This window comes from Escherichia sp. MOD1-EC7003 (genome assembly GCF_002965065.1).
Classification (GTDB): Bacteria; Pseudomonadota; Gammaproteobacteria; order Enterobacterales; family Enterobacteriaceae; genus Escherichia.
On record NZ_PTRE01000031.1, the window covers coordinates 15412 to 30494 of the forward strand.

Annotated in this window: 10 protein-coding genes and 3 pseudogenes; 9 read left to right on the plus strand and 4 right to left on the minus strand. The window is 52.3% G+C overall.

Annotation, left to right across the window (positions count from 1 at the left end; genetic code table 11):
• The first annotated feature begins 5 nt into the window (after window positions 1-5).
• The 3 genes from glnP to ybiO all read left to right on the plus strand — a co-directional run bounded on the left by glnP (window position 6) and on the right by ybiO (window position 3720).
• A complete protein-coding gene (gene glnP / locus A7090_RS05470; protein WP_001159057.1) occupies window positions 6-665 on the plus strand; it encodes a glutamine ABC transporter permease GlnP in 660 nt (219 codons plus the stop codon).
• The gene (gene glnQ, locus A7090_RS05475) at window positions 662-1384 is read left to right on the plus strand and encodes a glutamine ABC transporter ATP-binding protein GlnQ (protein WP_000569076.1); all 723 of its coding nucleotides are present in this window, start codon (window positions 662-664) and stop codon (window positions 1382-1384) included. The genes glnP and glnQ overlap by 4 nt, the downstream gene beginning before the upstream one ends.
• 116 nt (window positions 1385-1500) lie before the next feature.
• Window positions 1501-3720 (plus strand): mechanosensitive channel protein, encoded by a 2220-nt coding sequence (gene ybiO / locus A7090_RS05480; RefSeq protein ID WP_105273293.1) that lies wholly within the window; start codon window positions 1501-1503, stop codon window positions 3718-3720.
• Here the strand turns inward: ybiO and rlmF are convergent.
• Window positions 3717-4509 (minus strand): annotated as a pseudogene (rlmF, locus tag A7090_RS05485) (23S rRNA (adenine(1618)-N(6))-methyltransferase RlmF). The gene ybiO and the pseudogene rlmF overlap by 4 nt on opposite strands.
• Before the next feature lie 275 nt (window positions 4510-4784).
• Here rlmF and mcbA point away from each other — a divergent pair.
• The 5 genes and pseudogenes from mcbA (at window position 4785) to ybiJ (ending at window position 9329) form a co-directional block, all read left to right on the plus strand.
• The gene (gene mcbA / locus A7090_RS25695) at window positions 4785-5045 is read left to right on the plus strand and encodes a DUF1471 family periplasmic protein McbA (RefSeq protein WP_123056926.1); all 261 of its coding nucleotides are present in this window, start codon (window positions 4785-4787) and stop codon (window positions 5043-5045) included.
• A 264-nt stretch (window positions 5046-5309) separates the two neighbouring features.
• A complete protein-coding gene (locus tag A7090_RS05495; protein WP_105273294.1) occupies window positions 5310-7592 on the plus strand; it encodes a catecholate siderophore receptor Fiu in 2283 nt (760 codons plus the stop codon).
• Window positions 7593-7804: 212 nt separating this feature from the next.
• Window positions 7805-8482 carry a PKHD-type hydroxylase YbiX gene (gene ybiX, locus A7090_RS05500; RefSeq protein WP_105273295.1) on the plus strand — a complete coding sequence of 226 codons (678 nt, stop codon included), beginning with the start codon at window positions 7805-7807 and terminating at the stop codon, window positions 8480-8482.
• A 56-nt stretch (window positions 8483-8538) separates the two neighbouring features.
• A pseudogene (locus tag A7090_RS05505) lies at window positions 8539-8747 on the plus strand (DksA/TraR family C4-type zinc finger protein).
• A gap of 321 nt (window positions 8748-9068) precedes the next feature.
• A complete protein-coding gene (gene ybiJ, locus A7090_RS05510; protein ID WP_105273296.1) occupies window positions 9069-9329 on the plus strand; it encodes a DUF1471 family protein YbiJ in 261 nt (86 codons plus the stop codon).
• A 442-nt stretch (window positions 9330-9771) separates the two neighbouring features.
• On the opposite strand, the gene ybiB is transcribed toward ybiJ, so the two are convergent.
• On the minus strand, window positions 9772-10734 hold the full coding sequence (gene ybiB, locus A7090_RS05515) for a DNA-binding protein YbiB (protein WP_105273297.1): 963 nt from the start codon (window positions 10732-10734) through the stop codon (window positions 9772-9774).
• 26 nt (window positions 10735-10760) lie between these two features.
• Window positions 10761-12911 carry an ATP-dependent DNA helicase DinG gene (gene dinG / locus A7090_RS05520; RefSeq protein ID WP_105273336.1) on the minus strand — a complete coding sequence of 717 codons (2151 nt, stop codon included), beginning with the start codon at window positions 12909-12911 and terminating at the stop codon, window positions 10761-10763.
• A 285-nt stretch (window positions 12912-13196) separates the two neighbouring features.
• On the opposite strand from dinG, the pseudogene A7090_RS05530 reads away from it, so the two are divergent.
• Window positions 13197-13358, plus strand: a pseudogene (locus tag A7090_RS05530) (NADAR domain-containing protein); the annotation flags it as partial.
• A gap of 233 nt (window positions 13359-13591) precedes the next feature.
• On the opposite strand, the gene rhlE reads toward A7090_RS05530, so the two are convergent.
• Entirely contained in the window at window positions 13592-14935 is a 1344-nt protein-coding gene (rhlE, locus tag A7090_RS05535) for an ATP-dependent RNA helicase RhlE (RefSeq protein ID WP_105273299.1), read from the minus strand.
• Window positions 14936-15083: the final 148 nt, after the last annotated feature.

Below are 15083 nucleotides of genomic sequence, written 5' to 3' on the forward strand. Positions count from 1 at the left end.
AACATATGCAGTTTGACTGGAGTGCCATCTGGCCTGCCATTCCGCTTCTGATTGAAGGCGCCAAAATGACCCTATGGATTTCGGTCCTCGGTCTGGCTGGCGGTCTGGTGATCGGATTGCTGGCAGGTTTTGCACGCACCTTCGGTGGTTGGATAGCCAACCACATCGCGCTGGTCTTTATTGAAGTGATCCGCGGCACACCTATCGTCGTCCAGGTGATGTTTATCTACTTTGCCCTGCCGATGGCGTTTAACGACTTACGCATCGACCCGTTTACTGCGGCGGTGGTCACCATCATGATCAACTCCGGCGCGTACATTGCGGAAATCACGCGTGGTGCGGTGCTGTCTATCCACAAAGGTTTTCGTGAAGCTGGACTGGCGCTCGGTCTTTCACGTTGGGAAACCATTCGCTACGTCATTTTACCGCTGGCACTGCGTCGCATGCTGCCGCCGCTGGGTAACCAGTGGATCATCAGCATTAAAGACACCTCACTGTTTATTGTTATCGGCGTGGCAGAACTGACCCGTCAGGGGCAAGAAATTATTGCCGGTAACTTCCGCGCCCTTGAGATCTGGAGCGCCGTGGCGGTGTTCTATTTGATTATTACCCTGGTGCTGAGCTTTATTCTGCGTCGTCTGGAAAGAAGGATGAAAATCCTGTGATTGAATTTAAAAACGTCTCCAAGCATTTTGGTCCAACCCAGGTGCTGCACAATATCGATTTGAACATTGCCCAGGGCGAAGTCGTGGTGATTATCGGGCCGTCCGGCTCCGGTAAATCGACCCTGCTGCGCTGCATCAACAAACTGGAAGAAATCACCTCCGGCGATCTGATTGTCGATGGCCTGAAGGTTAACGATCCGAAAGTTGACGAGCGCCTGATTCGCCAGGAAGCAGGTATGGTGTTCCAGCAGTTTTACCTTTTCCCGCATCTGACGGCGCTGGAAAACGTCATGTTTGGCCCGCTACGTGTACGTGGCGCGAACAAAGAAGACGCGGAAAAGCTGGCGCGAGAGCTGCTGGCGAAAGTCGGTCTGGCAGAACGTGCGCATCACTACCCTTCCGAACTTTCTGGTGGTCAACAGCAGCGGGTGGCGATTGCCCGCGCACTGGCGGTGAAACCGAAAATGATGCTGTTTGATGAACCGACTTCCGCTCTTGACCCGGAACTGCGCCATGAAGTGCTGAAGGTTATGCAGGATCTGGCTGAAGAAGGCATGACGATGGTGATCGTAACCCACGAAATCGGTTTTGCCGAGAAAGTAGCATCGCGTCTTATCTTCATTGATAAAGGCCGAATTGCGGAAGATGGCGATCCGCAGGTGTTGATCAAGAATCCACCGAGCCAACGCTTGCAGGAATTTTTGCAGCACGTCTCTTAACATCTCTGCCTCCCTTTCACCCGAAAGGGAGGCACACCAGATTCCTCTCATTTAAAATCCCCCCTCCCCCAGCATCTATACTTATCTTTTTGCTCTGTTTTCTCACTGGAGGAGTCATGCGGTGGATCCTGTTCATCCTCTTCTGCCTGCTGGGCGCACCTGCCCACGCGGTATCCATACCCGGCGTTACAACCACAGCCACATCGGACTCGGCCTCTGAGCCGGCCCCGGAACCAGATATCGAACAAAAAAAAGCAGCCTATGGCGCACTGGCAGATGTGCTGGATAACGACACCTCTCGCAAAGAGTTGATCGACCAGTTGCGCAGCGTCGCCGCGACGCCCCCTGCGGAACCCGTACCGAAAATCGTGCCGCCGACGCTGGTTGAAGAGCAAACCGTGCTGCAAAAGGTCACCGAAGTCAGCCGCCATTATGGTGAAGCCCTTTCAGCCCGCTTTGGACAACTTTATCGCAATATAACCGGCTCCCCGCATAAGCCATTCAACCCACAAACCTTCAGCAATGCGCTGACCCATTTTTCAATGTTAGCGGTATTAGTGTTTGGTTTTTACTGGCTGATTCGCCTGTGCGCGCTGCCGCTGTATCGCAAAATGGGCCAGTGGGCGCGGCAAAAAAATCGTGAGCGCAGTAACTGGTTGCAGCTTCCGGCGATGATTATCGGGGCGTTTATCATCGACCTGCTGTTACTGGCACTGACATTATTTGTCGGCCAGGTATTAAGCGACAACCTGAATGCGGGCAGTCGCACCATCGCTTTCCAACAAAGTTTGTTTCTCAACGCCTTTGCCCTGATTGAATTTTTCAAAGCCGTACTACGCCTGATTTTTTGCCCAAACGTGGCAGAACTGCGCCCGTTCACGATTCAGGACGAAAGCGCCCGTTACTGGAGTCGTCGCCTGAGCTGGTTAAGCAGCCTGATTGGCTATGGACTCATTGTAGCTGTGCCGATTATCTCTAATCAGGTGAATGTACAGATAGGTGCGCTGGCGAACGTCATCATTATGCTGTGTATGACCGTCTGGGCGCTGTATCTGATCTTTCGTAATAAAAAAGAGATTACCCAGCATTTGCTCAACTTTGCGGAACACTCGCTGGCCTTTTTCAGCCTCTTTATCCGCGCCTTTGCGCTGGTGTGGCACTGGCTGGCAAGCGCCTATTTTATCGTGCTGTTTTTCTTTTCGTTGTTCGACCCTGGCAACAGCCTGAAATTTATGATGGGCGCGACGGTACGCAGCCTGGCGATTATTGGTATCGCGGCGTTTGTGTCCGGTATGTTTTCCCGCTGGCTGGCAAAGACCATCACCCTCTCGCCACATACTCAGCGTCACTATCCGGAGCTGCAAAAACGGCTGAACGGCTGGCTTTCGGCGGCGCTGAAAACGGCGCGTATTCTGACAGTCTGCGTGGCGGTGATGTTGCTGTTGAGCGCATGGGGATTGTTCGATTTCTGGAACTGGCTGCAAAACGGCGCTGGGCAGAAAACCGTAGATATCCTGATCCGTATCGCACTCATCCTTTTCTTCTCGGCGGTTGGCTGGACGGTGCTCGCCAGTTTGATCGAAAACCGGCTGGCTTCGGATATTCATGGACGTCCGCTACCGAGCGCCCGTACGCGTACCCTGCTGACGCTGTTTCGCAACGCGCTGGCGGTGATTATCAGTACCATCACCATCATGATTGTGTTGTCGGAAATCGGCGTCAATATCGCGCCATTGCTGGCAGGTGCCGGGGCATTAGGTCTGGCTATCTCGTTTGGTTCGCAAACGCTGGTGAAAGATATCATTACCGGGGTGTTTATTCAGTTTGAAAACGGCATGAACACTGGAGATTTGGTGACTATCGGGCCGTTGACCGGCACAGTGGAACGGATGTCAATTCGATCGGTGGGCGTGCGCCAGGATACCGGGGCGTATCACATCATTCCGTGGTCTTCGATTACCACCTTTGCTAACTTCGTCCGCGGCATTGGGTCGGTAGTGGCGAATTACGATGTTGATCGCCATGAAGATGCTGATAAAGCCAATCAGGCGCTAAAAGATGCAGTAGCGGAATTGATGGAAAACGAAGAAATTCGCGGGCTGATTATTGGTGAACCGAACTTTGCCGGAATTGTCGGCTTAAGCAATACCGCATTTACACTGCGAGTTTCGTTCACCACTCTGCCACTCAAACAGTGGACGGTACGTTTTGCCCTCGACAGCCAGGTGAAAAAGCATTTCGACCTGGCGGGTGTTCGCGCGCCAGTGCAGACTTATCAGGTGCTGCCGGGCGCGGCCCCGGCAGCACCGCTACCACCGGGGGAGCCAACGCTTTAACGCTGGCGATTGACAAAACGGCGGCGCTGCTCGTCGTTCATAAAGGTCCAGGCAATAAAGCGACTCTGCTTTTGCCCCTGGGCCATCTCTTTTTTTACCACCTTCACCGCCTTCACACCACAGCTCCTGTTGCTGACCACCAAAGTTCAGTGCATCGTCTTTGTTCAGCCCCAGGTTACGGCGTTTACGCTCACTACCAGCCCGTGCCGCAGCGGCAGAATCGTGGAACGGCGGGTTACACAAGGTCGCGTCGTATTGCTCGTTTTTGTGGATGATGCCATTAAAAATCGCCCCGCTCTCTTTTTGCCGACGCAGACGAATGGCGCGGTTAAGACCAGGATTAGCACTGATGATCGCCTGCGCGCTACTTAACGCCTGGCTGCTGGTTTCACTACCGGTAAAACGCCAGCCATATTCATGTACGCCAATCAGCGGATAAATACAGTTCGCACCAACGCCGATATCCAGAATGCAGGCATTAGCTGGAATTGTTCCGCTTGCTTCTGCCAGTAAATCAGCAAGGTGATGAATATAATCTGCCCGGCCTGGTACTGGCGGGCAGAGAAAACCGTCCGGAATATCCCAGTTCGCTACGGCGTAAAAATGGGCCAGCAACGCCTTATTGAGCGCCTTCACCGCCAACGGATTGGCAAAGTCTACGCTTTGCTCCCCGGCGGGTGTAAGCGTGAGGAATTGCCTGAGTTCAGGATTGTCCTGACAAAGCGTGGCGAGATCGTAGCGGCTGTGATGGCGGTTGCGCGGATGCAACCCCGGTTTCTGGGCAGACATAGCATTCTCCTTTAAGCAGCGGCGTAAGATACCCGCATAACGCGACAGGGTAAATATCTGGCGTCGTGTATCATGCGCAAAACACGCAACCTATCATGTTCTCCCATCAATTCACCATAAAAATCAGCATCGTGCATGTCATTGATTTGTCTTATTTTGTAAAAATATATTGTTCAAAAAACAAGCGCATCTCTGTCAATTTTTTGCCTCATTTTCATCGCACAGGCGACCTACACTTATCAGGCACTACCCGTTGTATTTATGAGGATGTCATTATGAAAAAGTGCCTCGCACTACTGATTGCCACCGTCCTGAGCGGAATCTCTCTCACGGCTTATGCCGCGCAACCAATGAGTAACCAGGACAGTGGTCAGCTACGGCCCGCCGGTACCGTTTCGGCAACTGGCGCATCGAACCTAAGCGATCTGGAGGATAAACTGGCAGAAAAAGCGCGCGAACAAGGCGCGAAAGGTTATGTCATTAATTCCGCAGGTGGAAATGACCAGATGTTCGGTACTGCAACCATCTACAAATAACCCCACCAACGTAACTGCATTCGCCTCTGGATGCAGTTTTCGCCTGTTTTGTAAGCAAAAAACATCAAATATGAACACAATGTAAATAAATGTATTTCTTTTTCACGCAATGGGTGATAGAAAGTCGCGCCAAGTGATAACGATTATCAAAATCATTATTACTTACGTAAACACTATCACGGGATTAACAGTGGCATCGCATCCGCAGAGATGCTTTCTCGTGACAGTGAAAATTTCAACATATAAGAAAAAGTCACCTGCAAAATGGAAAACAATCGCAATTTCCCTGCCAGACAATTTCATTCGCTCACGTTCTTTGCCGGTCTTTGTATTGGTATCACGCCTGTGGCACAGGCACTCGCCGCCGAAGAGAAAACTAACGCGGATGACACGCTGGTTGTCGAAGCATCAACACCTTCGCTTTATGCACCACAACAATCTGCCGATCCGAAATTCTCGCGTCCGGTAGCGGATACTACCCGCACGATGACGGTGATTTCTGAACAAGTGATTAAAGATCAGGGCGCAACCAACCTTACCGACGCGCTCAAAAACGTCCCAGGCGTGGGTGCGTTTTTTGCTGGTGAGAACGGTAACTCCACCACTGGCGACGCCATTTATATGCGCGGCGCCGATACCTCTAACAGTATTTATATTGATGGCATTCGCGATATCGGCAGCGTCTCACGCGACACCTTTAATACAGAACAGGTCGAAGTGATTAAAGGGCCATCTGGCACCGACTACGGGCGCAGCGCGCCGACGGGTTCTATCAATATGATCAGCAAGCAGCCGCGCAATGATTCTGGCATTGACGCCTCTGCCAGTATTGGCAGCGCCTGGTTCCGTCGCGGCACGCTGGACGTCAATCAGGTCATTGGTGACACCACCGCGGTGCGCCTGAATGTGATGGGCGAAAAAACGCACGATGCCGGGCGCGACAAAGTCAAAAATGAGCGTTACGGCGTTGCACCTTCCGTAGCCTTTGGTCTTGGCACTGCGAATCGTTTGTATCTTAACTATTTACACGTTACCCAACATAACACGCCGGACGGCGGTATTCCGACCATTGGTTTGCCCGGCTATTCCGCGCCATCTGCGGGAACAGCGGCACTGAATCATTCCGGTAAAGTGGATACGCATAACTTTTATGGCACGGATTCCGATTACGACGATTCGACCACCGACTCCGCGACTATGCGTTTTGAACACGACATCAACGAGAACACCACTATTCGCAACACCACGCGTTGGTCGCGGGTGAAGCAGGATTACCTGATGACGGCGATTATGGGCGGGGCGTCGAATATTACCCAGCCCACCAGCGATGTGAATAGCTGGACGTGGTCACGCACGGCGAATACCAAAGATGTGAGTAATAAAATTCTCACCAACCAGACCAACCTGACCTCGACGTTCTATACCGGCGCTATCGGTCATGATGTCAGTACCGGCATGGAATTTACCCGTGAGACGCAGACCAACTACGGCGTTAATCCGCTGACGTTACCGGCGGTGAATATTTATCATCCTGACAGCAGCATTCATCCCGGCGGCCTGACGCGCAACGGCGCAAACGCCAATGGTCAGACGGATACCTTCGCAGTTTATGCCTTCGATACGCTGCAAATCACCCGTGATTTTGAGCTGAACGGCGGGATCCGTCTGGATAATTATCATACTGAATATGACAGTGCCACCGCCTGCGGCGGCAGTGGCCGCGGTGCCGTCACCTGCCCAGCAGGCGTAACGAAAGGTTCTCCGGTCACCACCGTCGACACCGCCAGGTCAGGCAATCTGGTGAACTGGAAAGCCGGGGCGCTGTATCACCTGACGGAAAACGGCAATGTCTATATTAACTATGCCGTTTCCCAGCAGCCGCCGGGCGGCAACAACTTCGCCCTTGCTCAGTCGGGCAGCGGTAACAGTGCCAACCGCACCGACTTTAAACCGCAAAAAGCCAACACCAGCGAGATCGGCACCAAATGGCAGGTTCTGGATAAACGCCTGTTGCTTACCGCTGCGCTGTTCCGTACTGATATCGAAAATGAAGTTGAGCAAAATGATGACGGGACTTACTCGCAATACGGTAAGAAACGTGTCGAAGGCTATGAGATATCCGTAGCCGGGAATATCACTCCTGCGTGGCAGGTGATTGGCGGCTATACCCAGCAAAAAGCAACCATCAAAACCGGCAAAGATGTTGCCCAGGATGGTTCCTCATCGCTGCCGTATACGCCAGAGCACGCCTTTACCTTATGGAGCCAGTATCAGGCAACCGATGATATCTCCGTTGGCGCGGGCGCACGCTATATCGGCAGTATGCATAAAGGCTCAGACGGCGCGGTGGGAACGCCAGCGTTTACCGAAAGTTATTGGGTCGCCGATGCCAAACTGGGGTATCGCGTCAATCGCAACCTCGACTTCCAGCTAAACATTTACAACCTGTTTGATACCGATTACGTCGCCTCAATCAACAAGAGCGGCTACCGTTATCACCCGGGCGAGCCAACAACCTTCTTGCTCACGGCCAATATGCATTTCTGATTCAGATGTGGGGCGCAAGGCTCACTAATGTTGATGGTGAGAACAGGACTGCCTGATGCGCTGCGCTTATCAGGCCTACAAGGTTGTGCAATGCATTGAATTCACATCATTTTGTAGGCCAGATAAGGTGTTCACGCTGCATCCGGCATGAACAAAGCACCAGCTGTTAAAAATCGGTGTGAGGTAAAAACCCCACTTTTTGGAGAACTTGTATGATGTACCACATTTCTGGCGTGTTATCGCCACAGGACGTCGCCCGGCTTCGCGAACAACTGGAACAAGCCGAATGGGTTGATGGACGCGTCACCACCGGCGCACAAGGTGCGCAAGTTAAGAACAATCAACAGGTAGACACCCGCAGTACGTTATACGCCGCCCTGCAAAATGAGGTGCTGAACGCGGTTAACCAACATGCTTTGTTCTTTGCCGCTGCCTTGCCGCGTACCCTTTCCACACCGCTGTTTAATCGCTATCAGAACAATGAAACCTATGGTTTTCATGTGGATGGCGCGGTACGCAGTCATCCGCAAAATGGCTGGATGCGTACTGACCTTTCTGCCACGCTGTTTTTGAGCGATCCACAAAGCTACGACGGCGGCGAACTAGTCATTAATGACACCTTCGGACAACATCAGGTAAAACTTCCGGCAGGCGATCTGGTGTTGTACCCCTCCAGCAGCCTGCATTGCGTAACACCCGTAACCCGCGGCGTACGAGTGGCATCATTTATGTGGATCCAGTCGATGATCCGCGATGATAAAAAACGCGCCATGCTGTTTGAACTGGACAACAATATTCAGTCGCTGAAAAGCCGCTATGGCGAAAGTGAAGAGATCCTCTCGCTGCTCAATCTTTATCATAATCTGCTGCGGGAATGGTCGGAGATCTGACGCTTGAACTGCCCGGCTTCGTCCCTGTATTAGCTACACTTAACTGTGAGGACGATATGGCATCCGGTTGGGCTAACGATGACGCCGTCAACGAACAGATCAACAGTACAATTGAAGATGCGATTGCTCGCACCTAGGGTGAAACTCCACGTGGTGAAAGCCTGTATGAATGTGAAGAGTGTGGCGCCTCCATCCCGCAGGGCCGTCGGGAAGCCATTCCTGGCGTGCGCTTATGCCCCATTATCAACAGGAGAAAAATTTATGAAAACCAGATTATACAGGATATAATTTCATTGATTCGAAAGGCAGCCAGTTACGTTAACTGTAACTGTCGGGATGTATAGCGAGTATAATTTGTATTTTGCGTGGCATTCCGTGCCTTTAACGCTGCCATGACTGCCACTCGGTACAAAACGAGTCCATAAGTACAACAAATAGATGGTTTATCATTATGTTATATATCAATCAATTTATTTGAACAAGGCGGTCAATTCTCTTCGATTTTATCTCTCGTAAAAAAACGTGATACTCATCACATCGACGAAACAACGTCACTTAAACAAAAATCACCTGCGAGAGATTAATTATGAAAACTATCAATACTGTTGTTGCTGCTATGGCTCTTTCAACTCTGTCATTTGGCGTGTTCGCCGCGGAACCGGTAACGGCATCCCAGGCACAGAACATGAATAAAATCGGCGTGGTTTCTGCCGATGGCGCATCCACCCTCGATGCCCTGGAAGCGAAACTGGCTGAGAAAGCGGCAGCTGCTGGCGCCAGCGGATACAACATCACTTCTGCCACCAGCAACAATAAATTAAGCGGTACAGCGGTTATCTATAAGTAATTCGTAGGCCGGATAAGACATTTACGCCGTATCCGGCAACAGGTGCCTGATGCAACGCTACCGCGTCTTATCAGGCCTACAAAATCCGAACCGTTGGACGGATAAGGCGTTTACGCTATGTCCAGCAAAAGTACTTCCCTGTCTGTTTGCCGACAGACGCATATGCTCTAACCCTCATTGATCCTATGTTACCCTTGTTTGCCCGTCCATTATTGGACGGGCTTTTTTAGCTGGCTAACTGCTGACAGACAGCCTGAATAAAACAGTGCAGCGTCTGAGCATGAAAGCGATGACCACTTTCCATGGTTAACTCCTGCTTATGTTATGTATGTGTTGTTTTTTATGCTGCACGCCGGGTGTGGGAAGGTCAACAAAGATGCAGGAATTTCATGTTGCGGTGGGGTAAAGGCCGGATGACATTGCTCATCCGGCAGAGAAAAAATTAAAGTGCCTGATTAACGCGCGCCAGACCATCGCTGATGGTTGCCGCTTCACCTGTTGCGACCAGGCAGCAAGCCATCTGGATTTTCAGCGATTCGGGTATCGGTTCGCTGCCAGCCAGGCAACGCTCAATCCACTGTGCCGTGGTTTCCGGGTCTTTTGCTTGTGGCAGTCGCTCGCAGCCAGCCGTGTCCTGTTTTTCATACAGTACCCGCATCCCTTCACGGTCAATGAGATTGATCTGCGGGCAGCGCTGCGGATTAGCATAAACTTCACCTTCAGTGCCATGCATTAACAGCGCCCGCCCGCCGATATCGCTAAAGAACTTCGCAACTCGTCCGATGTATTCCGGATGCGAAACACTGGAAAGACGCAGCGCTTCACCTTCGGCAAATGGTGTTGCCAGTTTCGCAAGGGTATGTGCACTGTTACGCACGCCCATCCTCCAGCGCATCGCCAGTTGTTTTTCCAGCGGCGGGCAAAACGCGCCGACAGGCATAAAGACAGGCTGATGTTCATCGAGCTTCGCCTGCGCCTGCCCGCCGTGCAGCGTTGGCGTAATCCCCATCAGTTCGAAAATGGTTTCTGTCAGCACGCGGGTTGGATCTTCGCTAACCCCGTGAACCACTACAGGAAAACCGAGTTTATGCAGCAGGAGCGCCAGCAACGGCGTCTGGTTGGCCTGTTTACGTGCGCCGTTATAACTGGGGATGACGATCGGCATCGGCTTGCCAGCAGGTGGTGTCAGCTTGATGGTGTGATTTTGCATGGCTTCGTAAAAGCCGAGCATCTCTGCTTCCCCTTCCCCTTTGATACGCAGCGCAATCAATACGCCGCCCAACTCAAGGTCAGGGACTTCACCGTTGAGCATATGGGCATACAGACCGTGCGCAGTATCCCGGTCTAAATCGCGCGCGTGGTTTTTCCCGCACCCGATCTTTTTAATGATTTTGCGATAGTCCATTACGACTCCTTACCTGACTCACATCATTAACGCCGCCGACGGCGTGGGGATTTCGTTTTTTCTTTCTTTTTAACTATACCTTCAGGGACTTCCGGTTGCTCTATCGGAAATACCGGTAATGCATCCAGTAGTCGCTTACCATAATTTTTGGTCAGCAAGCGTTTGTCGTAGATAACCACTTCGCCCCAGCAACCGTGGCTTCGAATCAGTCGCCCAACCTGCTGAATCAGGTTAAACGAGGCGCTCGGCAGGCTTTGTACCTCAAACGGATAGCGGTTGAGGCTTTTTAGCCATTCCCCCTCGGTGATCACCACCGGGCTGTCGATGGGTGGAAACGCGATTTTGTGGATATGGACCTGGCTGAGAAGATCGCCTTTCAAATCAAGCCCTTCGGCAAATGACTGTAAACCAACCAGTACGCTACGCTCACCGTTAGCGACGCGTTTGCGATGCAGTTCAACTAAGCGATAGCGCGGCTGATCGCCCTGCACCAGCAACATCAGGCGTAAATCCGTCACATAGTCGAGAAACCGCTGCATCGCCCGTCCGCTGGCAAACAGCACCAACATACCGAGATGCTTTTTGCTCTCCACCTGCTCACGGAAAAAGGCCGCCATTTCGGCAATGTGCTGCTCTTCGTTATCGATGGAAGGCTCAAAGCGCATCCGGGGAATAACAATTTTGCCCTGTTCACAGTGGTTAAAGGGCGAGTCCAGCGCCACAAAGCGATCGCCCGCTTTCTCTTTCAGCCCGCTCATCTCCTGCAAACGCGAAAAACTGTTCAGCGAACGCAACGTCGCGGAGGTGACAATAATGTGCGGAATACTGCGCCACAGCAGGCGTTCCAGTTGATCGCTGACGCGAATACCTACACAGTTAAACCAGAGATGTAGCTGCCCGTCGCGCTCTTCCCGCGTCGCCCATTTGGTCACTGGCGCACCGGATGATTGCGCCAGTGAAGCCAACCGCCAGAGCTTGCTTTGCGCCTCGAACATCCCCAACGCGCGGTTCATCTGCAAAATCAAGCGATGCAGACGCACAATGTCGTGACTACCGGTTTTCTCACTTAAATCGTTAAGAAATAACTCTGCCAGACCACGCAGCATCTCGGTGAGTTTTGCCAGCCGCTGGCAGATCTCCAGCACTTCATCAGGCAATTCGCCCATCGCAAAACGGTGCTCTGCCTCCTGTCCGGCAGGCATATAGAGATTGAGAATGTTGTTTAAAGAGGCGATAAGCTCATACAACTCTTCACAATGCGCATTCAAACGTTCAGGGATCGCCAGCGGTGGGATCGTCTTCGGGCGAAACTGCTCCATGCAGGTAGCGACCAGTTTCGTGAACAAGTCCAGCTGCAGCCGATACCACGGCGCGGTAATTTCGGCGCTCATTTCCAGCGCATCCCGCGCTACATCCGGTAGGTGATGACCTTCATCCAGCACCAGCAGCAAATTTTTCGCGTCCGGCAATACTGCTTCGCTTTCCATCGCCGCCATCACCAGCGCATGGTTTGCCACGACAACTTCGGCTTCCTGAATTTCCCGGCGAGCGACAAAAAACGGGCATTCGCGATAGTAATAACAGTTGCGGTTGAGGCAGCTGGCTTTGTCGGTACTTAAACGACGCCAGAGATCGTCATCTATAGCGATATCAGTATGATCACGCAGACCATCCCATTTATAAGTATCGAGATCGCCCTTGAGCTTCGCACAACGTTTTTGCTCTTCCTGAGTGTTCGGCGTCAGCTCGTCGTCAAGAAACGCCAGCAGATCCTGTTGCGTGGGTTCAGTACTGGCGAGCGCCGTCAGGTTACGCGGGCAAACGTAGCGCCCACGCCCGAAAGCAGCGGTGAATTTAAGATCGGGAATGATCTTTTTCAGCAGCGGTAAATCTTTGCTGTAGATCTGATCCTGCAACGCTACGTTAGCGGTACTCACCACCAGCGTTTTTTGCTCTTCGCGGGCAATGGCGATGCCGGGGATCAAATAGGAGAGCGTTTTCCCAACGCCGGTGGGTGCTTCAATCGCCAGATGCCGCCCTTCTTCTCCGGCCAGCGTTTTGGCCACGTCCGCAATCATCTGCCGCTGCGGCGCACGGGGAATAAAGTCGGGGATCTGTTCCTGAAGCGCCTTATACCAGGCGGCAATTTGCGCTTTAAGCGCAATAGTCAATGCCATGAGAAAACCTGAAATACTGTATAAACAGCCAATATTGTGGCATTTTTCGGTTTTCAGGGGTAATGGTTTTTCTGTTTCTGGAAAGCGGCTCGCAATAACCACCAACATAATGCAGTTTAATGCCCGTTCGAGCACAAAGGATCAAACACGTCATGCATTTCCTCGCCCGTGGTTGCCTGTTCATGCCGGATGCGGCGTGAACGCCTTATCCGGCCTACAAAATCGTGCATATTCAATATATTGCAGGAATCATGTAGGCCTGATAAGCGTAGCGCATCAGGCAGACACGTAGAACTGCGCGCGCTCCTGCTGGCAACCGCGTCAGCGAAACTGGTTGAGCATACAGAAAATGATGCGTACTGGGGAGATGGCGGTAATGGTCAGGGGAAGAATCGTCTGGGCTACCTTTTAATGGAGTTGCGCGAACAATTGGCTGCGGAGAAGTAACGCATCGGGCGGCTTGTGGGCGATAAAACAGAGAAATCTTTTTGCCGTGTTCTCAAATTGCTGACAAGTGCTTGTTGTTCATGCCGGATGCGGCGTGAACGCCTTATCCGGCCTACAAAATCGTGCATATTCAATATATTGCAGGAATCATGTAGGCCTGATAAGCGTAGCGCATCAGGCAGTTTTGCGTTTGTCATCAGTCTCAGATGCCGGGCATATCCCGGCATAAAAGATTACTGCGCAGCGGCAGGTTTACGCGGACGGCGACGCCGTTGTTGTTCGCCTGCCGGTTTGCCATCACCAAGGCGACGAGACGGTTTTTCTGCGGGCTTTGCGTTACCAGACTTCGCGCCATCTTCTCCACGGCGTGGTTGCTGTTGACCACGCCCCCCGCCACGTTGCTGGCGACCATTCTGGATCGGTTCGGCCTTGATTGACGGGTCCGGCTCATAGCCCGGAATCGCAATGCGTGGGATCTCTTTTTTCAGCAGTTTTTCGATGTCGCGCAGCAGTTTGTGTTCATCAACACACACCAGCGACAACGCTTCACCGGTGGCTGCCGCGCGACCGGTACGCCCGATACGGTGGACATAATCTTCAGGTACGTTTGGCAGTTCATAGTTGACGACGTGCGGCAACTCTTCGATATCCAGACCGCGTGCAGCGATGTCAGTTGCCACCAGAACACGAATATCGCCCGATTTAAAATCAGCCAGTGCACGAGTACGCGCACCTTGCGATTTATTACCGTGGATCGCCGCACTGCGGATGCCATCTTTATTAAGCTGTTCAGCCAGATGGTTAGCACCGTGTTTGGTACGGGTAAAGACCAGCACCTGCTGCCAGTTCCCTTTACCAATCATGTGCGACAGCAATTCGCGTTTGCGCTTCTTATCGACAAAGTGAACGTGCTGGGTCACCTGATCAGAAGCGGTATTGCGGCGTGCAACTTCGATTTCCAGCGGGTTGTGCAGCAGTTTTTCTGCCAGGTTTTTAATATCGTCAGAGAACGTTGCGGAGAACAACAGGTTCTGGCGCTTTGCAGGCAGTTTTGCCAGCACGCGGCGGATATCGTGAATAAAGCCCATGTCAAGCATACGGTCGGCTTCATCCAGTACCAAAATTTCGATGCCATCGAGTTTTACCGCATTCTGATGTTCCAGGTCCAACAAACGCCCCGGCGTTGCCACCAGCACATCAACGCCGCCGCGCAGCTTCATCATTTGCGGGTTAATGCTCACGCCACCAAACACCACCAGCGAACGAATATTCAGGTATTTGCTGTAATCACGGACGTTTTCGCCAATCTGTGCAGCCAGTTCACGGGTTGGGGTAAGAATGAGCGCACGTACCGGACGACGCCCTTTGGCATGCGGCTGGCGAGTGATCAGGTGTTGCAACAACGGCAGCGTAAAGCCTGCTGTTTTGCCGGTGCCGGTCTGGGCGCTGGCCATCAGGTCGCGGCCTTCCAGCACCGCAGGGATCGCCTGCTGCTGAATAGGGGTGGGTTCACGGTAACCTTGCTCGGCAACGGCGCGCAGGATATCAGGGCTTAAACCCAAAGAATCGAAAGACATAACTACTCCGAACCGCCCCGACCGTTACCGGTGTAGTTTTCAGGGAGATACTGAAAAGGAAAATGACAAAAACCACAATGTCATGAGGGGGCGGAGTGTAGCAGTTTTTGTGACGCAGCGCATAAATTATCCTTGTGACTGGTGCAGC